Consider the following 19,368-nt stretch of genomic DNA (forward strand, 5'->3'; position numbering starts at 1 on the left):
CGCTACTCATAATGTTTGGGGTCGCCGCTGTCGCTGGGGGCGGCTATGGCCCGCTTCAATGCGGCACTCATGGGCAACTGCAGGTTGATTCCCTTGGGTGGCAAAGGTGATTGGAACCACTTGTTGTAGATGGTGTGAATTTCACCACTGCGAAACAGTCCAATCAGCACATCATCCGCAAGTTGCTTGAAGACTGTGTCGCCCTTGATCATGGCGATGCCGTAGGGCTCAATGGACAGGCTCTCGGCGGCAATGCTGAATTCGCCTGGATTCTTGGCACCCGCCACCAGGCTGCGCAGCAACACATCATCCATGACATAGGCTACCGCACGGTCGGTCTGCACCATCTGGAACGAATCGGTATCGTCCAGCCCTGCAAGGATTTTCATGTCCAACTTCTGCGCCTGGTTTACTTCGTGCAGATGGCGGATGCTGGTGGTCCCCACGGTGGAGGCCACGGATTTGCCCTGCAAGTCGCTGAGCGATTGGATGTCGGAAGACTTTTTGGCCAGCAGGCGGCTCACCGCCACAAACGTGGTCACAGAAAAGCTCTCGCTCTTTTGGCGCTCCAGGGTGTTGGTGGTGACGCCACATTCCAGGTCCACCGTGCCATTCACGACCATAGGAATACGTGTCGCCGACGTCACCGGGATCAGCTTGACCTGAAGGTGCCGCAGCTTCAGTCGGGTCTTGACGGCATCCACAATTCGGTAGCACAGGTCCATCGAGTAACCAATGGGGTTGAGCTTTTCGTCCAGATAGGAAAAGGGCACGGAACCCACGCGATAACCCAGTGTGATGATGCCCGTTTGCTCAACCTTGTTCAGGGTTGCAGAGCCCTGGCCCCAGGCACTGGACGCCAGCATGATCACCAGCCATGGCACAACCAGTGCACGGCGAAGATGTGTCAGGGCGTTGCTTTTCATCCGTTTATGCTAGCACGCACCACGTGCGGCGCTACGGAATGGCCACGCAGGCACAGGCCGCAAGCGCTGTGGCCTTCGCATCGGCCTCGCGAACCAGGGTGCACACACCCTGGTTCAACGTCAACCGAAAACTGTCAGGCCGACCGAGCAGGCGTCCACTGGCGACCTGGCCAGCAGCATCGGCAACAGACTCTGACGGCACAAGGCTTAAGCGGTCATCTTCGGTAAACGCCGCTGGGCTCAGCACCACCGCACTGCCGCCCGGTCGCTGCATGGCCGCCTGCATTTGTGCGATGCATTGCGCATCGTTTTTACCGACCACTCTGAGCGCGCGCGCCGCATCAGCCGCGGGTGCATGGCTGCTGCAGGCAGCTAGCACCAGCACGCTGACACAGCAGGCTGTTCGGCAAGGCACCGCGGGCATGTTCATTGCCGCCACTGGACACCACGCACGATGCGAACAGCCTCTGATGGACTGCGTTCTATCGCATAGTCGCCACCTTGCAATACCTGCTGTACCAAGCCCTTGTCCGCCGCAGTTGGTGTTGCGGGGCAAGCCCCTGTTCGTATATAGCTGAGCGCGCCACTCAGCATGGCCTCCGCAGGGTCACCCCGCTGCCGGGTCAGGTCGTCTGCAACCGCGCAGTGGGGGGCGAAACCGTCAGCATAGTCCCCAAAGCCCAGCGCGTTGAGACCCTTGAACTGCATCGCAGCGTAAGAGGTGCCGCAGTTGTTCTCATAAGAAAACCCATAAGGCTTGCCGCAGCTGGTGTTGCCAATCCGAATGACTTGCATGAATGGTGACAGGCCGTTGAAGACCGACTCACTGGCGGAGCAGGTGCTGCCGGTGGTCAACATGAACACCCGCTTGAGCCCCAGCTGCGGAAGTGTTTGGCCTTGCGCCACCGAGAACCCCTGGCTCGTCTGGTGAAAGGCGCTGGTTGTGTTGCAAAAGGGCAGGTTGTTTTTGTCGTTGCAGGTCAGCTTTTCAAACGTCTTACCCGCCAGGCTGGCATCACCAATCATCCAGGCCAGCTCATTGGCCAGGTCCAGGTAGCCTCCACCGTTGTAGCGCAGGTCTACGACCACTTCATTCACCCCGGCGTTCTTGAACAGCGTGATGGCGTCAATCAGTTGTTTCTCTGCGCTGACCACGCCAAACGAATTGAGCACCAGGTAGCCCACCGTGTTGCCCCCGTCGGTGATCACGGTCGACAGCGCCACAGGTGTTACCGCAATGGTTTGTGAAGAAGTGATGTTGACGAACCGCGGCGTGCTTGTATTCGCTGCCACCAAGCCAAAGCGGGTGGTCTTGTTGGCCACGGTGGGCGCCAGACCGGCGTTGAGCGCGGCGATACCGGCACTGCTGGTGTCGTTGATGTCGACACCGTCAACCGATGTGATGGTGTCGCCCCGCGTGACACCCGCCAACTGCGCAGGTGAGCCTTGTTCCACGTACAGCACCCGCACCACCCGTGGCAGGGAGCTGGTCAGCGTTGAACGGCGAAAACCGTAGCCAGACGTGATGCCCGACTGTTGGTTTTGCAGATCTACCGTAGAGAGGGTAAAGCTGAACTGGTCCACCGGCTTGCCCGAGGCGGTGGTGTTTTTGGTTTTAAGCGCCTGAAAATACGCATTCACGGTTTGCAGGACGCTGTTGCCATTGCCCGCCAGGGTGTAATTGGCCGCATTGACAACCGGCACATCCTTGTACCAAAGGTAGGTCTCGTCCATAAAGGACCGTACCCATGCCTTCTCTGTGTCTATGGATCCCTGGCGATCTGCAGTACCGGCCCGTGGGGCTGTGCATTGGTGCGCCAACGATGCGGCGCTTGGCAGAACCGTGGGTGCTGGCTCTGTGGGGGCGGGTGTGGACGCAGTTGGGCTGGAGTTCCCACCGCCACCGCAGGCTACAAGTAGCCCAACAATAGGGAGGATGGCGATGAGCGTCCGTGGCATGGTTGGCGGTTGTGGTTTTGTTTAGAAGATGGCGGGGAGTGTATCGCTCACTTTTTCTTCGTTGCAGATGGGAAATCGACCACGTAGGCATCCATGGGCAGTGCCGCCCGCTGCGGGCCTTGTTGGGGCAGCGGCTTCACCGTCACCTTGCCCTGCTCGGTCACGTCCACACCGATGCCCTGAACGCTGAAGGCATCGATCACATAGGGCAGACCTTGGGACGACAGGGGGCCGACACCATCTGACACGTGGAAGTGCAGATGGGGTGCCGTGGTGTTGCCCGAATTGCCCACCCGTGCCAGCACATGGCCACGTTTGACGCGGTCGCCCACCCGCACCTTGATGGAGCCGGGCTGCAAGTGGGCATAAAACCCGTAGTGGCCTCGACCCAGGTCCAGGATCACATGGTTGCCGGAGGCATTTTGCACATTGGTGTCATCTGGCAGCGCGTTGGCCACGCGCTCGGGCAAGTCGTCCAGCACGGAGACCACCGTGGCATCCGCCACCGCGATGGCGTTTTGGCCATAGGTGGGCCAGTTTTCATTCTTGCTGCTGTCGCCATAACTTTGTTGGGCGTTGGCGTCCATCTTGACCCAATCAATCGCAAAGCGCTGGCTGACGTAGAGGATGCCATTCACCGGGATGCCAGCCCGGCGGTGCGGGGCCTCTTTGCAGCAGCCGTTAAACGCAATCCAGCCCGTGCCCTCCAGTGGCGGGCCCAAGACCAGCGCCGGTTGCTGGTTCAGTGCGACCGTGCCACCGGTTTGTGTGATCTGGACCGTGCCTTCGCTGGTCGCTTTGACCGCCGGGGTGAGGCGCATTTCGGCCGTGGCGCTGACCACGCGGTGCGACAGGGCCTTGGGCAGGGCCTGCCCGGGCTCCAGCACCACATCGATCCAGAAGTAGCCCGCCTGGGCACCGTCGAGCGCATCGCTGGCTGCGCCACCCATAAGAGAAAAGTTGCGTGCGAGCTCTGAACCCGATACGGTGCCCAACACCTGGCCCGAGGCCGCGTCCAGCACCTCCAGCGAGACCAGCTTGGCCGGCGTTGCCCGTGCATTGATGACCAGCAACTCGTAGTCGATGTGTACCCGGCCATCGGCGCCGCGAAAAGGTGTGGGCCGAACGGTGGCACTGAGCAGCAGAGGCGTGTTCTGGTCGTGAACGCCCGCATAAGCAGGTGGTGCCAGTTGGTTTTGGGGGCCTGCCGCGAGGGCTTGCATGTTGCCGGCCAGCGCCAGCAAGACCATCAGAAAGTGCCGCATGCGATCCTCCTTGTGTGGGGTCGCTCCATCATAGAGGGAAGCGCTGCCTGCGTATTGGTACCAGACGCCTACCGTTTCCGGTCTGCATCCTGCGGGGCCGGTTTTGGCCCACAGCTCTGTTTGCAAGAACGCGGGTTGTGGGTTTTTTCGTGCGGCACGGGTGCGATACTTGCCCTCATGCTGTTATTTGACGCCACCCAACGCACCCTCAGACCCATCGTTGCACAACTCCAGCAAGCCGGCCGCAGTGGCCGCAGTGCAGCCCTGTACAACGAATGCCTGGCCGCACTGGAGCAGGCCCGCAGCCTGGGCGACGACGCAGCCCTGGTGCTGATTGCACAAACTTTTGGCCTGGTGATTGACCAGGACGGCTACTCCGACGCGTCCATCGCTTGGTTGCTGGAAGCCGTGGAATGTGCCAAGCGCTGCGGCGAGTTTGGCGAGCAGGCCCACATGCTGTATCTGGTGGGCCGCGCCTATTACTCCCGCGCCGAATATGGCGCAGCCTTGGCCTACTGGACCGAAGGCATGGAGGTCGGCACGCGCGACGGCGACCGTATCAGCTGGAGCTGGTGCAAACTGGGCATAGGCCAGATTTGCGATGCGCTGGATGCACCGGCCATTGCTGTGAAATTGTTCTCGGACCTGGGTGCCAACCTGGCCCGGCTGGACAGCTCCACCCAACGCCTGCCCATCAGCCAGTGGGCCCGGTTTGACCTGCGCCTGCGCGAGCTCAAAGCCGTCAACACCGTGAACCTGGGGGTCAACCAGATGCACCAGGGCCAATACGACGAGGCCTTGGCCAGCCTGCGCCAGGGGCAAACCATGGCCCAGGCGCAAAAAATGGACGATATCGCTAGCGAATGCCTGGTGCGCATCGCCGAGATCGCCGCGCTACAGGGCGACCACGCCCAGGCGCTGGAACTGCTGGTGCCCGCCCAAAAGGCGCTCAAGGCCTGCTCCCACGTCTGGGGCCTGGCCACGTTATTCCTGCTGCGTGCGCAGTGCCAATCGGCTTTGGGTCAGCTGGCACAAGCCAGTGTGTCCATCGCCTCCGCACGGCAGGCGGCCAAGCAGGCCAATGCCCAGCACATTGCGCTGCGCATTGAGCGCGAGAACGCCCTCATTGCCGAGAAGTCTGGTGACCTGGCCCACGCCCTGGAATCCATGAAAACCGCCGCCGCCCTGCAGACCGCGCTGGACCGCGGCAGCAAAGCCCACCTGCTGCGCCACCTGCAAACCTTGGCCGAGCAGAGTAGTGCCGCTGATCGGGAGGCGCCGGGGTATTCGATGGGGCTTAGGCGCAAGCTTTCGGTTTGATGGGTTTGCTATTGTTTATATAGCGATACTGCTATATTTCTCGGGGGCTAGAGGCATATTTGGCTTGTAAGGCTTTGGGCGGATAGGCACGTGCACGGCGGGCGGCGTGGCTTGCGTTCTCCGGCTCGCCTCGCGGGCGACTGGGTTGGTGCGCTGGTGCTGCTGCGTTAAGGCGGTGACTGCGACGCCGGCTCTTTGGCAACCGCGACTGCGGCCTGCGCCCGCAAGCCCCACCACCCGCCTTGGGTGGGTTACGGCGCTAAATTAAACAGCCGTTTAAGTTTAGGTTTGTAGGATGCCCGCCCGCGCAGGCATGCCAAGGGCGCCACGATCACCCATGAAGGGTGGGCGTCGTACAAGCCTCGAAGGAGGAAACCGCGGCGAGTGCCAATACTGGTTGAGGCCGCTACAAGACTATGGCGATTGGATGCGAAACAGTGCAGCTGGAACCAGAAACGGCGGCCCCCACTGCACGCGCACCAGGTTCAGATCGACGAATCGGCGGGTGAGAAACAGGATACTGCGGTGTGAATGAAGACCCTTCAGATCACTTTTGCACCGTGTGGCAACACCTATCCCCACCAACTGCGCTGAATGCATAGTCAGCCTGCAATAGGTGCTCTTTGGGCAGTGCGTCATAGTGACACCCGCTTTGGCGGTGGCGCGCGAATGGCGTGCCCCCGCACCAAGGTCTCGAGGACGAGCATTGCCGCGCCACAGTGGGCGCAAACAAAGGTCGGGCGAACCCCATCGACTTCAGTTTCAGTGCCGACCTCAGAGGCTTCGGTGATGACCGCTGGCGCAACGCCGAGCAACTCCCGAGCGCGGGCGAGCTTCTCTGTGCGCCCATGGTTGGCGATCAATCCAAAGTGGCGGATGCGGTGAAACCCGCCGGGCAGCACATGCAACAAGAAACGGCGCATGAACTCATCGGCACTCAAGGTCATTGTCTTGTGGCGTGGTCTGTCCGGCTCGCCCTTGTCCCGGTAGTCCTTCCAACGGAAGGTTACCCCACGCTCGTCCATTGTCAGCAAGCGGGAGTTGGCAATCGCCACCCGGTGCGTATAACGCGACAGATAGGCCAGCACGGCCTCAGGCCCGGCAAACGGACGCTTGGCGTAGACAACCCATTCGCATTGGCGCAGTGGCGCCAGCCACTTCGCAAAGGCCTTTGGATCAGCCAGGCCTGCATGGTCACCAAAGAACTGCAACTTGCCGTCATGGTGCGCCTCCTCCAGTGATTCAAGAAACCGCCGGCGAAACAAACGCGAGAGCACCCGCACCGACAGGAAGAAGCCCGGCTTGCAGGATACCCACCGCTTGCCATCGAGCGAGATTCCACCGCCTGGGACGATGCCGTGCACATGCGGGTGATGCGTCAGTGCCGAGCCCCAGGTGTGCAGCACTAACGTCACTCCCACCTGTGCGCCCAAGTGCTTGGGGTCGGCGGCAATGGTGATCAGCGTTTCAGCCGCGATCTCAAACAACAAGCCATAGACCACCGCCTTGTTGTAGTACGCAATATCGCTGATAGGTGCTGGCAGCGTGAAGACCACGTGGTAGTAGTCCACCGGTAGCAGATCAGCTTGTCTGGCTTCCAACCAGCGCTTGGCGGCATTAGCCTGGCACTTCGGGCAATGGCGATTGCGACACGAGTTGTAGGACACCTGATCCTGCTGGCAGTCCGGACAGCGCAAAACGTGTCCCCCCAGTGCCGCCGTGCGGCACTGTTCAATGGCTGACATGGCCTTGAGCTGGCCCAGGCTCAGGTGTGAGCGTTGCGCCGCTCTAAAGGCTGGCCCATGGGTGCGGAAGATGTCCGCCACCTCCAGGGCACCAGGCCCCATGGAGGTGGCCTATGCTGCTTGTAGCGTTTCCAGAGGAGACAGCACTTCGCGCAGGATGTCGGTGGCCACCTGGACATACTTGGAGGTGGTTTCCAGCTTCTTGTGGCCCAGCATGACCTGGATCACGCGGATGTCGACCTTCTGTTCCAGTAGATGTGTGGCAAAGCTGTGGCGCAAGGTATGCATGGATACGCGCTTGTCGATGTGGGCCAGTGTTGCGGCTTCGTGGATGGCGCGGTTGAGTTGCCTGGCCGTCAACGCTTCGATGGGGTCGCGCCCGGAAACAGCCAACCGCCGTCAAGCATCTTGCCCTGGGCCCGTGCCACGCGCCACCAGACCCGTAGGCGCTCCAGCAATATGGGCGAGAGCATGGCATAGCGGTCCTTGCTGCCTTTGCCTTGTTCCACGCGCAGCGTCATGCGCTCGCTGTCGATGTCCGTTACTTTGAGCGCCACCACTTCGCTGACACGCAATCCGGTGCCGTAGGCCACCGATAGCGCGGTCTGGTGCTTGATGTGGCCGACCGCGCCCAGCAGTCTGGCCACTTCCTCGCGGCTCAGGACCGTCGGTAGTTTCTGAGGCACTCGAACCGACTGCATCCTGGCCATCACGTCGGGGCGGCCCAGCGTGACGTCAAAGAAGAACGTCAGTCCGGTGATGGTGGCGTTGAGCGTGATGGGGGAGGTGCCGGCATCGACCATGTGCAACTGGAACCGGCGCAGGTCTTCGGCGCTGGCGGTGTCGGGGGACTGCTTGGTAAACGCCGCAAGTTTGGAGACGGCGCGGATGTAGGCGGCCTGGGTCTTGGGTGCGAGTTGGCGCAGGCGCATGTCTTCGAGCATGCGTAGGCGCAAGGGTGAGACCGGGTGGTTGGGTGATTGCATGGCTGTGCTCCTGTTGTGAAACGAGGCCAATTGCCTCAGTTCACAACATAGGTATGCACAGGTCCTCAGCGCAAACTACATGCGCTGGCGTGGGGACTACCGCGGGAGCGGTTTAGTCCGACGCCCCGCAGCGGACTCACCGACGGAGAGACTCGTCCGAATCTTATCCCGACCACCAACAACGCCCCCCAGGCTGGCGGTCCGGGTGTCCGTTCATCGGCCCCTCATTCGCGGTTGCCACAGAACAGGCGTGCCCACCAAGGTGTTAACGGACCCATGCCCGCTCACCCAAACCGTCCGCCCGCGAGCAAGGGCCAGGGAACGGATACCCGGTCCGCCAGCCCCGCACACACCATGGCGCGCAACCCACCGCTAACCAAAAACGCTCCTTAAAACATAGCGCTACCATCATATTTAACGAGGGATACAGCCCATTTCACCTCATAAGGGTTCTACTAAAACCCCGTGTACCCGCCTTCCACTACTGCCCCAGCGCCGCGCCGCTTCTTCTGGTGTTTGTGAGCCGGCAGTCAAAGCGCCCAGCGGTGCCAATAGCGCTTGCAGATCCGCTTCATCAAACTTCAAGGCACCTGCCGCGTCGTGCCCCAGCACGCTATCGGTCAGCGCCAGTTTGCGCGCCTGCAGCTCCAGCATGCGCTCCTCGATACTGCCTTCCACCACCAGCTTGTAGACAAACACCGGCTGGTCCTGGCCGATGCGGTGGGCGCGGGCGGTGGCCTGTTCTTCCACCGCCGGGTTCCACCACGGGTCCATGTGGATCACCGTGTCGGCGGCGGTCAGGTTCAGGCCTATGCCACCGGCTTTCAGGCTGAGCAGAAAGATAGGTACCTCTTGCGCCTGGAAGCGTTGCACCACACTGGCGCGGTCCTTGGGTGCGGTCTTGCCGGTCAAGCTCAGGAAGGGCAGAGCCTGTGCCTGCAGCTGATCGGCGATCAGGTCCAGCAGCTCGGTGAACTGCGAGAACACCAGCACGCGCCGGCCTTCCTCTACCAGCGCGGGCAACATGTCGGCCAGCAACTCCAGCTTGGCGCGCTCCATGGTGCTGTCGGCCTTGCCGCCCTTGACCAAATGCGGGTCGCAGCAGACCTGGCGTAGCTTCAGCAATGCATCCAGGATGCTGATCTGCGCGCCATTAAAACTCTGGCGCTCCAGTACGCGGCGCACCTGCACATCGGCGGCCACGCGCACGCTCTCGTACAGCTCGCGCTGCTGGCCTTGCAGCTGCACCCGCTTGATGACCTCGGTGCGCGGCGGCAGCTCGCTGGCCACGTCCTGCTTGCGTCGGCGCAGGATGAAGGGTCGCACGCGTTGGGCCAGCAGCGCGGCGCGCAGGGTTTCACCATTTTCTTCAATCGGCTTGCGCCAGCGCGCGGCAAAGTGGCGCGCATCGCCCAGAAAACCAGGCATCAGCCAGTCGAACTGCGCCCACAGCTCGCCCAGGTGGTTCTCCATGGGCGTGCCGGTCAGGCACAGGCTGTGGCGCGTTTGCAGGCGGCGCAGCGCGCGGGCGCTGCGGCTGCCGGCGTTCTTGACCATTTGGGCTTCGTCCAGGATGACGAGGTGAAAGTGCTGCGCAGCCAGCGCATCCATGTCGCGCCACAGCAGGGGGTATGTGGTCAACACCAGGTCGTGTGCGGGCATCTGCGCAAACAGGTCCGCACGGTCCGGGCCTTGCAGCGTCAGTAGGCGCAGCCCGGGCGCCATGCGTTGTGCTTCCGCCTGCCAGTTGAAGATCAAGGAGGTGGGCAGCACCACCAGCACCGGCTGGTCGAGCCGCCCGGCGTGTTTTTCGGTCAACACGTGGGCCAGTGCCTGCGCGGTTTTGCCCAGACCCATGTCGTCGGCCAATATGCCGCCCAGGTTGTGGGCGCGCAGGTACTGCAGCCAGGCCAGGCCCTCCAGTTGGTAGGGGCGTAATTGCACCTGCAGGTCTTGTGGCGCAGGCACGGCTTGCGGTGTGCCAATCGCCTTGAGGCGTTGGGCCAGGCATGCCAGACCCACATCACCCTCCAGCTGCCAGGCGTTGTGCGGGCCCACGCGGTGCGCGTCCAGCAGGCTGGCGCGCAGGGCATCCAGGCGGCGCGCCTCCCACGCGCCCAGCTTCAGCAGGCGCTGGTCCTGGTTGCGCAGCGGGTCGGTCAGCAGGTCCACCATGGCGCTGACGATGGCCTTGATGGGTGCGGCCGGCGCGTCTATGCGTTTGCCACCGGGGGCGCGCAGCGAGACGATGGCCAGGTCGTCGATGGCGGCCATCATGGCGGAATTGAGCCAGCGGGCGTCGCGGCGCAGCAGGTCGGCCAGCATGGGCGCCAGGTCCAGTGTTTGGCCATCAATTTCGATACCTAGGCTCAGCAGCCACGCGCCTTCGCGCGCGGGCAGTTGCAGCTTCTGCACGCCGCGCCCGGGTTTGACCAGGCGCTCGGTCAGCTCTTTGGAGAGGATCTCGCCCGTGTCGGGGCTGACAACCAGTTTCCAGCGTTGGACCGCTACGCTTTCGTGGGCAAAGCCGGGTTTTACGACGACTGCCCATCCCAGGGCTTGCAGCGCGGGCACCTGGTCGGCCCAGAAGTCGCCAAAGAAGGCTTCCTGCGGCAGCGTCCATACGGAGCCCAGGGCAGGGTGTTCACGGCTGCGCCACTGGAAGGATTTTGGCTCCAGCGGTACAAAACCCATGTCCCACACGCGGTCCATGGCATCGGCTTCTGCCGACAGGTCGCGCTGCATGCGCACCACCGGGCCACCGGTGTCGAACAACTCTTGCACGGCAGGCGGGCGGCTGTTCAGGATGGAGGTGGGGGCGGGTGTTTCCCAGCGGTCTCCACTGTCGGTGGTGTAGGTCCAGTCGAACTGGGCCAGCGTCACGCTGTCACCGCGTGGGCCCAACTTGCCCTGGGGCTTGAGGCCCAACAGGCCGTCGCCACGACCCAGGGTTTGCAGGGTCAGGCGGGGGCGGAAGTGGCCAATGACGGGGTTGTGGTGGGGCGTGTCCGGTGGTGGGGTGGGGGCCGCAAGCGGGGTAGGCGTGTGGACTGGCGTGTGTGTTGGCGCATGTGCCTCAGCGGTAGGCAAATCCATGCGCAACTGGGCCATGACCCGCGCCGCATCTGCATCCGACAGCGTTGGCAGGTCCTTCAGCGTGGCCGCGTCGGCCTTGCGACGCAGCGCGTCCACCCAGGCGGCCACCGCATGGTCGCGTGGGTTGGCTGGTTGGGTGGGGGCTGGTGGGCTTTTGCGGGGACGCGGCATGCAGGCATTGTGCCGTGTCGGGGGTGCCCGGCTGGTTGTGCCCACCGCGGTAAGTGTTGTGAGCTTTTTATGCCTCTAGCCCCCGTAAAATATAACGAAGTAGCTCCTAAATATGTAGCAAACGCCATGCCGGCACAGACTCCGCCTGTAACTGCTTTCAACCGCTCTTAACAGTAAAGTACGCCCCATGTTCCCTCGTGCACCACACTTTGTGTCTATGCCCACATCGGGCCAGTTCGCCAAGAATGGGGCGTGGGAGCAAGCCTGGTCGTTTCAGGCTGATGGTCTACCCGATACGGCCAGCCTGCATGCTTATCTGGACGAGAGTACCGAGGTGGCGTTTGAGGCCTTTTTTGGGGATGCGTTTTTTGGTGTTCGTTTGGCAGGGTCACCGTCTGCCATCCGGTCCTTCGCGGGCCAATGTGTGCAGGCCATGCAGGCGGCAAACCAGGGTGAGTACTTGGTGGCAGCCCTCAGTGGTCTGCTGCAGCGGGGTCCGCTTGGAGAGCACCTGGCCTTTGCCGAAGTGGGGGCGGTCAACGCGTGGCGCAGCGTCGGGGCGCTGCGCATTCCAGACCCATGTGGCGCGCTGGCCAATGTGGAATCGGTGTGGGCCGCCCTGGAACGCAGTCCCGTGGGCTGCGATACGCAACACCGCAAGGCCATCGAGTTTGCGTTTGAACACCCGATTGCGCACTGGTTTGGCATCCCCCTCTCAACCCCGAATGACCCTTGCAGGGTATCCCGTGCGCTGCTGGAGGATGCGTTGCGTCTGGTCTAAGGGCGGTTGCGCTTCAGCGCACCACGCTGATGTAGGCGTAGGCGGCTTCGCGCAGCTCTTGCGCGTGGTGGGGGCTGTTACCGGCACAGGCGTCGGCGCTGTCCATCAGTTGACGGGCAGGGCTGGCTTCGTCGCGCACTGCGGGGGTTGAGGACAACAAGCGGACGATCTGGGCAAACAAGGTATACATACAAGAAATGCCACCGGTCAAGGTGGAGAGTTGCGATACCAGTAGATTAAGGGTTTTCCCTAGGTTTGCCAGCTTAATGCGGCTTCTTTCCTATGCACATCTCGCATAGTCTGCGTCTGCGTGGTGCATATCGAGGGCGCCGGGCCCGGTGCAAACACCTGTGGCCCGCGCCCACCGGTGCTTACATGCCCGCGTAGTTAGGTCCGCCGCCGCCTTCGGGCGTGACCCAGACGATGTTTTGCGTAGGGTCCTTGATGTCGCAGGTCTTGCAGTGCACGCAGTTTTGGGCGTTGATTTGCAGGCGCTGGGCATCACCGCCCTTGGCGGTGTCGGGCACAAATTCGTAGACACCGGCTGGGCAGTAGCGGGCCTCGGGGCCTGCGTACTGGTTCAGGTTGATGTTGACGGGAACGGATGCATCCTTCAGCGTCAAATGCGCGGGTTGCTGCTCTTCGTGGTTGGTGTTGCTGATGAAGACGCTGCTCAAGCGGTCAAAGGTCAGCTTGCCATCGGGCTTGGGGTAGACGATGGGTTTGCACTCGGCGGCGGGCTTCAGGTAGGCGTGGTCGGGCTTGGTGCGGCGCAGTGTCCACGGGATATGGCCGCGCAAGATCAGTTGCTCAAAGCCGTTCATGATGGTGGCAACTGTCAGGCCGTACTTGAACCAGTTCTTGAAATTGCGGTCCTTGTTCAGCTCGGTGTGCAGCCAGCTCTTCTCGAACGCTTCGGGGTAGGCGCTCAGCTCGTCGTGCTGGCGGCCGGCCACTACGGCGTCGTACGCAGCCTCGGCGGCCTGCATGCCAGTCTTGATCGCGGCGTGGCTGCCTTTGATGCGGCCCACGTTCAGATAACCCGCGTTGCAGCCAATCAGCGCGCCACCCGGGAACACGGTTTTGGGTAGGGCGTTGATACCACTGGCGTTGATGGCGCGTGCACCGTAGCTCAGGCGCTTGGCGGTGATTTCACCCTTGGCGTTTTCGAAGTAGTAGCGGATGTTGGGGTGCGTCTTCCAGCGCTGGAATTCTTCGAACGGGCTGAGGTAGGGGTTGGAATAACCCAGGCCGGTCACAAAACCGATGGCGACCTTGTTGCCCTCCAGGTGGTACAAAAATGCACCGCCATAGGTGTCGGATTCCATGGGCCAGCCGGCGGTGTGCATCACAAAACCAGGCTCGTGGCGGCTGGGGTCGATCTCCCACAGTTCCTTGATGCCCAGGCCCCAGCTTTGTGGATCCTTGCCGTCGTCGAGCTTGAATTTTGCAATCAGTTGTTTGCCCAAGTGGCCACGGGCGCCTTCGGCAAACACGGTGTACTTGCCCAGCAACTCCATGCCGAGCTGGAAGTTCTCGGTGGGCTCACCATCTTTGCCAACACCCATATTGCCAGTGGCCACGCCCTTGACGGAGCCGTCGGCGTTGTAGAGGACTTCTGCGGCCGCAAAGCCCGGGAAAATTTCAACGCCCAGGCCCTCGGCTTGCTCAGCCAGCCACTTGGTCACAGCGCCCAGGCTGACGATGTAGTTGCCATGGTTTTGTGCGAACGGTGGCAGGACCACATTGGGTATGCGAACACCAGTCGTCTCACTAAGGAGCATGTAGGCATCGTCGGTCACCGGCTGGTTCAGCGGTGCGCCCATTTCCTTCCAGTTGGGAAAGAGTTCATTCAGCGCAATCGGGTCCATGATGGCACCCGACAAAATGTGCGCACCGGGCTCGGAGCCTTTTTCCAGCACCACAACCGAGACATCCTTGCCCTTTTCCGCCGCGAGCTGTTTGACACGGATGGCGGTGGCAAGGCCACCGGGGCCGCCGCCCACGACCACAACGTCGTATTCCATCGCTTCACGGGGGCCGAATTGGGCAAGAATTTCCTCGTTGGTCATGGTGTGTCTCGTTCAATAATGGGAATTGTTGGGATTCGGTCAACCAGGCCCGGCCCGGTTGGGATTGCTTGGCATTTTAGGGCCTGAATCTGCGCAATAGCACGGTCGTTCTTTTTTATTCGTGGAGGTTCTCTAAATGGCATACAGCATCGATCTCTCGGGGCGTGTCGCCTTCATCACCGGCGCTTCCAGCGGCTTGGGCGCCCAGTTTGCGCGCACCTTGGCGACAGCGGGAGCGGCCGTGGTCCTGGCCAGCCGCCGGGTTGAAAAACTCAAGGACCTGCGCGCCACCATCAACGGCGAGGGCGGTGACGCCCATGTGATCGAGTTGGACGTCAACGACCACGACTCCATCAAGTCGGCAGTAGCCCATGCAGAGACCGAGGTCGGTTCCATCGACATCCTGGTCAACAACTCCGGCGTCAGCACCACGCAGCGTCTGCAGGACGTGTCGCCCGACGATTTTGATTACATGTTCAACACCAACGTCAAAGGCGCCTTTTTTGTGGCGCAAGAGGTGGGCAAACGCATGCTGGCGCGGGCCACGGGCTCGGCACCCGGTAGCTACACGGGTGGGCGCATCATCAACGTGGCGTCCATGGCCGGCTTGCGTGTGCTGCCGCAGATTGGCGTGTATTGCATGAGCAAGTCGGCCGTGGTGCAGATGACCAAGGCCATGGCGCTGGAGTGGGGCCGTTTCGGCATCAACGTGAACGCCATCTGCCCGGGCTACATCGATACCGAAATCAACCACCGCCACTGGCAGACCGAAGCCGGGCAAAAGCTGATTCAGATGTTGCCGCGCAAGCGTGTAGGTCAGCCGCAGGATCTGGACGCGCTGATCGTGATGTTGTGCTCGGACCAGAGCCATTTCATCAATGGCGCGGTGATTGCCGCAGACGATGGTTTTGGTGCCTAAGGGCACCTGCGCCTGATGTTGGGCGGCATTCTTGCGGGTCTGGCAGCGGGCGCGCTATGGGGGCTAGTGTTTATCGCGCCCCAACTGGCCCCCAATTTGTCTGCAGTGGATCTGGTTGCAGGGCGCTATCTGTTTTACGGGCTCACGTCCCTGGTGGTGATGGTGGTGCAGATTCGCACCCGCGCGCTGCCCACGCTGCGGCAAGCGCTTGTGGCCACCGGTTTGAGTGTGCTGGGTTTCTCGGGCTATTACCTGTTGTTGGTGTTGGCCATTCGTGATGCCGGTCCGGCCTTGCCCACGCTGATGGTGGGGGCGATCCCGCTTTGGGTCATGCTGCTGGGCAAACCCGCGGATTTGCATTGGCGCCAACTGGTGCCGGGTTTGTTGCTCACGGCTTTGGGTCTGGGTCTGATGCTGGAGGTGCCGGATGCAGCGACGCCAGGGCAAGAGAGTAGCGCCTGGGTGTATTGGCGCGGCGTGGCTTATGCGATTGCTGCCATGCTCAGCTGGACCGGTTTTGCGGTGCTCAATTCCGCATGGCTGAAGCGGCACCACAGTGTTTCCACCACCGATTGGGCCAATTGGATGGGCGTGGCCGCCGGTGTGGCGGCCGTGGCCTTGTGGGGAGCAATAGGCACTGAGCTAAAAGTGCTTCTAGCCCCCGCGGATATTGGTCAATCCGCTATTGTTTGTGTAGCAATCGGTGTGGGGTCGGGCTGGCTGGCCACGGTGCTGTGGAACCACGCAAGCCGCCGCCTGAGCGCCAGTTTGTGTGGGCAGCTGATCGTCAGTGAAACATTGTTTGGTCTGGCGTTTGCGTTTGCCGTGCTGGGGCAACACTTCACGCTGGCGCAGATGGTGGCCAGCGTGTTGTTTGTGTTGGGTATCCTCGCATCCATTCGGGCGCATAGATAGCCCCCACGCTCCGCCGCTGCGCGGGTCGCTGCCCCCCCCGAAGGGGCTAATCTCCCTTGGGGCGGCCCGGCGGGAAATTGCGGTCTTTGGCTTCGGGGTTGTGCTCAGCGGGGCGCCAGGCGAATAGCGCCGTCCAGGCGAATCACTTCGCCGTTGAGCATGTCGTTTTCGAAAATGTGCACGGCCAACTTGGCGTAGTCTTGTGGCGTGCCCAGGCGCGAAGGGAAGGGCACGGCGGCAGCCAAAGAGTCTTGCACTTCCTGGGGCATGCCAAACATCATGGGTGTACCAAAGATGCCAGGGGCAATGGTCATGTTGCGGATGCCGTTGCGGGCCAGGTCGCGTGCAATGGGCAGTGTCATACCAACCACGCCACCTTTGGACGCGCTGTAGGCTGCCTGGCCCATTTGGCCGTCGTATGCTGCCACTGATGCAGTGGAGATGATGGCACCCCGTTCACCGGTGGATTCGGGGTCGTTCTTGGACATCGCTTCGGATGCCAGACGGATCATGTTGAAGCTGCCGACCAGGTTGACGGTGATGGTTTTGCTGAATACGGCCAGGCTGTGCGCGCCGTTCTTGCCAATGGTTTTTTCGGCGGGTGCAATGCCCGCGCAGTTGACCAGGCCCATCAGCTTGCCCATGGAAACAGCCTTGGCAACAACCGCCTGGCCATCGGCTTCCTGGCTCACATCACACTTCACAAACGCGCCGCCGAGCTCCTTGGCGATGGCTTCGCCTTTTTCGACTTGCATGTCGGCAATGACGACCTTTGCGCCCTTGGCGGTGAGCATGCGGGCGGTGCCTTCGCCCAAGCCTGACGCGCCACCGGTGACGATGAATACTTTGCCTGCGATTTCCATGGTGTTTTCCTTGTGGAGTGGATGAAAAGTTGACGTTTACGTTAACGTCAATTATGGCGTAAGACGGTGTTGTGGCGCCGCATGTTCAGAACCCCAATTTTTTACTGCTATACTTCGGCCTCTCGAATACTTGTAGGCGCATAGCTCAGCTGGTTAGAGCACCACCTTGACATGGTGGGGGTCGTTGGTTCGAGTCCAATTGCGCCTACCAAAATATGCCCCGTATCCTTTTTGGATGCGGGGCTTTTTTGTTTTTGTCCCTAGGGTAATCCCAGGCCGGCCTCTCTTTGGCAGTCCCTAGAATGTGTTGCACTGCAATACATTTTTGCTCCCCAGGGAAGCCGTCACTCGCTATGCAAAGCAAAACCAATACCGATAAAAAACCAACGCAGCGGGTCATCAAGAAGTACCCCAATCGGCGTTTGTACGACACCGATACCTCCAGCTACATCACGCTGGCCGAGATCAAACAATTGGTCATGGAAAACGAACCCTGTGTGGTGCGTGATGCCAAGACCGGAGAAGACCTGACACGCAGCATCCTGTTGCAAATCATTCTGGAAGAAGAAGCCAACGGCACGCCCATGTTCACGGCCGCTGTGCTGGCCAATATCATCCGTTTTTACGGCCACACCATGCAGGGTCTGATGGGTGGCTACCTTGAGAAAAACATGCAGGCCCTGATGGACATGCAGGCACCGTTGGTGCAGGGCACCATGGGCAACAACCTGTTCCAGCAGATGCAGGAGCAGATGCAGAAACAAACCGAGCAGCTTTTGGGCACCTTCGGTCTGAAGCGCTAGGTGTGCGACAGGCCCGCAACGGGCCTTCTGGAGCAAAAGCGGCGACAATCGCTGCATGAGTGAAGCAATTTCTACCCCCGCACGTGTTCCCACCGTTGGCTTCGTGAGCCTTGGATGTCCCAAAGCCCTTACGGACTCCGAACTGATCCTGACCCAACTGAGTGCCGAGGGTTACCAAACCTCCAAGACCTTCCAGGGTGCTGATCTGGTGATTGTCAATACCTGCGGCTTTATCGACGATGCCGTCAAGGAAAGCCTGGACACCATTGGCGAGGCCTTGGCGGAGAACGGTCGCGTGATCGTCACCGGCTGTCTGGGGGCCAAGACAGCAGAGAACGGCGACAACATGGTGCGCCAGATGCACCCCAAGGTCCTGGCCGTCACTGGTCCACATGCCACCCAGGAGGTGATGGATGCGGTACACACCAATTTGCCCAAGCCGCACGATCCCTTCCTGGATTTGGTGCCCAATTCCTTTGGTGTGGCGGGTATCAAGCTCACGCCCCGGCATTACGCCTACCTGAAGATCAGCGAAGGCTGCAACCACCGTTGCACCTTCTGCATCATCCCGTCCATGCGGGGTGACCTGGTGTCACGCCCCATTGGTGATGTGCTGACCGAAGCCCGTGCCCTGTTTGAAGGCGGCGTCAAGGAGTTGCTGGTGATCAGCCAGGACACCTCGGCCTATGGTGTTGACGTTAAATACCGCACCGGTTTCTGGGACGGCAAACCTGTCAAGACACGGATGCTGGAACTGGTGCAGTCTCTGGGCGAGATTGCAGAGCCCTATGGCGCCTGGGTGCGCTTGCACTATGTGTACCCCTATCCCAGCGTGAACGACATCCTGCCACTGATGGCAACCGGCAGTGTGTTGCCGTATCTGGATGTTCCTTTGCAGCACAGCCACCCTGATGTGTTGCGCCGCATGAAGCGACCTGCCAGTGGCGAGAAGAATCTGGAGCGTTTGCAGGCCTGGCGTGCGGTGTGCCCCGAGATTGTGGTGCGCAGCACCTTTATTGCGGGCTTCCCGGGCGAGACCGAAGAAGAGTTTTCACACCTGCTGGACTTTATCCGTGAGGCCGAGATTGACCGCGCCGGATGTTTTGCCTACAGCGCCGTGAATGGTGCAACAGCCAATGACATTCCTGGCATGTTGCCCGTAGAGTTGCGCGAGGAGCGCCGTGCGCGTTTCATGGCTGTGGCAGAAGAGGTGTCCATCGCCAAGCTGCAGCGTCGCGTGGGGTCCACGATGCAGATCCTGGTGGACTCTGCGCCCGGCATGGGTAAAAAGGGTGGTGTTGGAAGAAGTTATGCCGATGCGCCTGAGATTGATGGCGTGGTGCGTTTGCTGCCGCCCGAGAAAATCAGCAAAACTTTGAAGGTGGGTGATTTCACCAAGGCCCGCATCGTTGCGGCGCAGGGACACGATTTGGTTGCCATACCGATATGACGGTGCATGGGTTGTAGCCAGAATGCAAAAAGCCGCTGCGACCCAGCGGCTTTTTTTTATGTGTTGTCGCGTGCTGCGGAAATAGAAAAAGGCCTGT

General features: G+C 61.2%; 15 protein-coding genes, 1 tRNA gene and 1 pseudogene. 7 read left to right on the forward strand and 10 right to left on the reverse strand.

Annotated features, from left to right (window positions below; all coding sequences use genetic code 11):
* Positions 1-2: 2 nt before the first annotated feature.
* Genes HZ993_RS00970 through HZ993_RS00985 form a run of 4 tightly spaced genes read right to left on the reverse strand, consistent with a single transcriptional unit; the run spans position 3 to position 4,150 of the window.
* The gene (locus HZ993_RS00970; RefSeq protein WP_245213770.1) at positions 3-926 is read right to left on the reverse strand and encodes an amino acid ABC transporter substrate-binding protein; all 924 of its coding nucleotides are present in this window, start codon (positions 924-926) and stop codon (positions 3-5) included.
* 31 nt (positions 927-957) lie between these two features.
* Positions 958-1,356 (reverse strand): hypothetical protein, encoded by a 399-nt coding sequence (locus tag HZ993_RS00975; protein WP_209395419.1) that lies wholly within the window; start codon positions 1,354-1,356, stop codon positions 958-960.
* Entirely contained in the window at positions 1,353-2,885 is a 1,533-nt protein-coding gene (locus tag HZ993_RS00980) for a S41 family peptidase (protein WP_256440955.1), read from the reverse strand. Before HZ993_RS00980 ends, HZ993_RS00975 begins: the two co-directional genes overlap by 4 nt.
* Before the next feature lie 47 nt (positions 2,886-2,932).
* Positions 2,933-4,150, reverse strand: a complete 1,218-nt coding sequence (locus HZ993_RS00985; RefSeq protein WP_209395421.1) for a M23 family metallopeptidase — start codon at positions 4,148-4,150, stop codon at positions 2,933-2,935.
* Between the two features lie 177 nt (positions 4,151-4,327).
* Here HZ993_RS00985 and HZ993_RS00990 point away from each other — a divergent pair, with 177 nt between their 5' ends.
* Complete coding sequence (locus HZ993_RS00990; protein WP_209395422.1) at positions 4,328-5,470, forward strand: hypothetical protein; 1,143 nt, start codon at positions 4,328-4,330, stop codon at positions 5,468-5,470.
* Between the two features lie 635 nt (positions 5,471-6,105).
* Here HZ993_RS00990 and HZ993_RS00995 read toward each other — a convergent pair.
* From HZ993_RS00995 to HZ993_RS01005, 3 genes and pseudogenes are all read right to left on the reverse strand, one after another.
* Positions 6,106-7,317 carry an IS91 family transposase gene (locus HZ993_RS00995; protein ID WP_209395423.1) on the reverse strand — a complete coding sequence of 404 codons (1,212 nt, stop codon included), beginning with the start codon at positions 7,315-7,317 and terminating at the stop codon, positions 6,106-6,108.
* Positions 7,318-7,326: 9 nt separating this feature from the next.
* Positions 7,327-8,201 (reverse strand): annotated as a pseudogene (locus tag HZ993_RS01000) (tyrosine-type recombinase/integrase).
* A gap of 441 nt (positions 8,202-8,642) precedes the next feature.
* Positions 8,643-11,468 (reverse strand): DEAD/DEAH box helicase, encoded by a 2,826-nt coding sequence (locus tag HZ993_RS01005; protein ID WP_209395424.1) that lies wholly within the window; start codon positions 11,466-11,468, stop codon positions 8,643-8,645.
* 187 nt (positions 11,469-11,655) lie between these two features.
* Here HZ993_RS01005 and HZ993_RS01010 point away from each other — a divergent pair, with 187 nt between their 5' ends.
* Entirely contained in the window at positions 11,656-12,249 is a 594-nt protein-coding gene (locus HZ993_RS01010; protein WP_209395425.1) for a hypothetical protein, read from the forward strand.
* Positions 12,250-12,262: 13 nt separating this feature from the next.
* Here the strand turns inward: HZ993_RS01010 and HZ993_RS01015 are convergent, their stop codons facing one another.
* Positions 12,263-12,439, reverse strand: a complete 177-nt coding sequence (locus HZ993_RS01015; protein ID WP_209395426.1) for a hypothetical protein — start codon at positions 12,437-12,439, stop codon at positions 12,263-12,265.
* A gap of 181 nt (positions 12,440-12,620) precedes the next feature.
* Positions 12,621-14,321 (reverse strand): electron transfer flavoprotein-ubiquinone oxidoreductase, encoded by a 1,701-nt coding sequence (locus tag HZ993_RS01020; RefSeq protein ID WP_209395427.1) that lies wholly within the window; start codon positions 14,319-14,321, stop codon positions 12,621-12,623.
* Between the two features lie 136 nt (positions 14,322-14,457).
* Here HZ993_RS01020 and HZ993_RS01025 point away from each other — a divergent pair, with 136 nt between their 5' ends.
* Together HZ993_RS01025 and HZ993_RS01030 are read left to right on the forward strand one after the other, a co-directional pair.
* Positions 14,458-15,240 (forward strand): SDR family oxidoreductase, encoded by a 783-nt coding sequence (locus HZ993_RS01025; RefSeq protein WP_209395428.1) that lies wholly within the window; start codon positions 14,458-14,460, stop codon positions 15,238-15,240.
* Between the two features lie 15 nt (positions 15,241-15,255).
* Positions 15,256-16,155: a DMT family transporter gene (locus HZ993_RS01030; RefSeq protein ID WP_209395429.1), complete on the forward strand. Its 900-nt coding sequence runs from the start codon at positions 15,256-15,258 to the stop codon at positions 16,153-16,155.
* A 104-nt stretch (positions 16,156-16,259) separates the two neighbouring features.
* On the opposite strand, the gene HZ993_RS01035 is transcribed toward HZ993_RS01030, so the two are convergent.
* The gene (locus tag HZ993_RS01035; protein ID WP_209395430.1) at positions 16,260-17,018 is read right to left on the reverse strand and encodes a 3-hydroxyacyl-CoA dehydrogenase; all 759 of its coding nucleotides are present in this window, start codon (positions 17,016-17,018) and stop codon (positions 16,260-16,262) included.
* Between the two features lie 134 nt (positions 17,019-17,152).
* Here HZ993_RS01035 and HZ993_RS01040 point away from each other — a divergent pair.
* From HZ993_RS01040 to rimO, 3 genes are all read left to right on the forward strand, one after another.
* Positions 17,153-17,229, forward strand: a tRNA-Val gene (locus HZ993_RS01040).
* 142 nt (positions 17,230-17,371) lie between these two features.
* A complete protein-coding gene (gene phaR, locus HZ993_RS01045; protein WP_209395431.1) occupies positions 17,372-17,821 on the forward strand; it encodes a polyhydroxyalkanoate synthesis repressor PhaR in 450 nt (149 codons plus the stop codon).
* A gap of 55 nt (positions 17,822-17,876) precedes the next feature.
* Positions 17,877-19,271, forward strand: coding sequence for a 30S ribosomal protein S12 methylthiotransferase RimO (rimO, locus tag HZ993_RS01050; RefSeq protein ID WP_209395432.1), 1,395 nt, complete (start codon positions 17,877-17,879; stop codon positions 19,269-19,271).
* The last annotated feature ends 97 nt before the right edge of the window (positions 19,272-19,368 follow it).

It is taken from the genome of Rhodoferax sp. AJA081-3 (assembly GCF_017798165.1).
GTDB lineage: Bacteria > Pseudomonadota > Gammaproteobacteria > Burkholderiales > Burkholderiaceae_C > Allorhodoferax.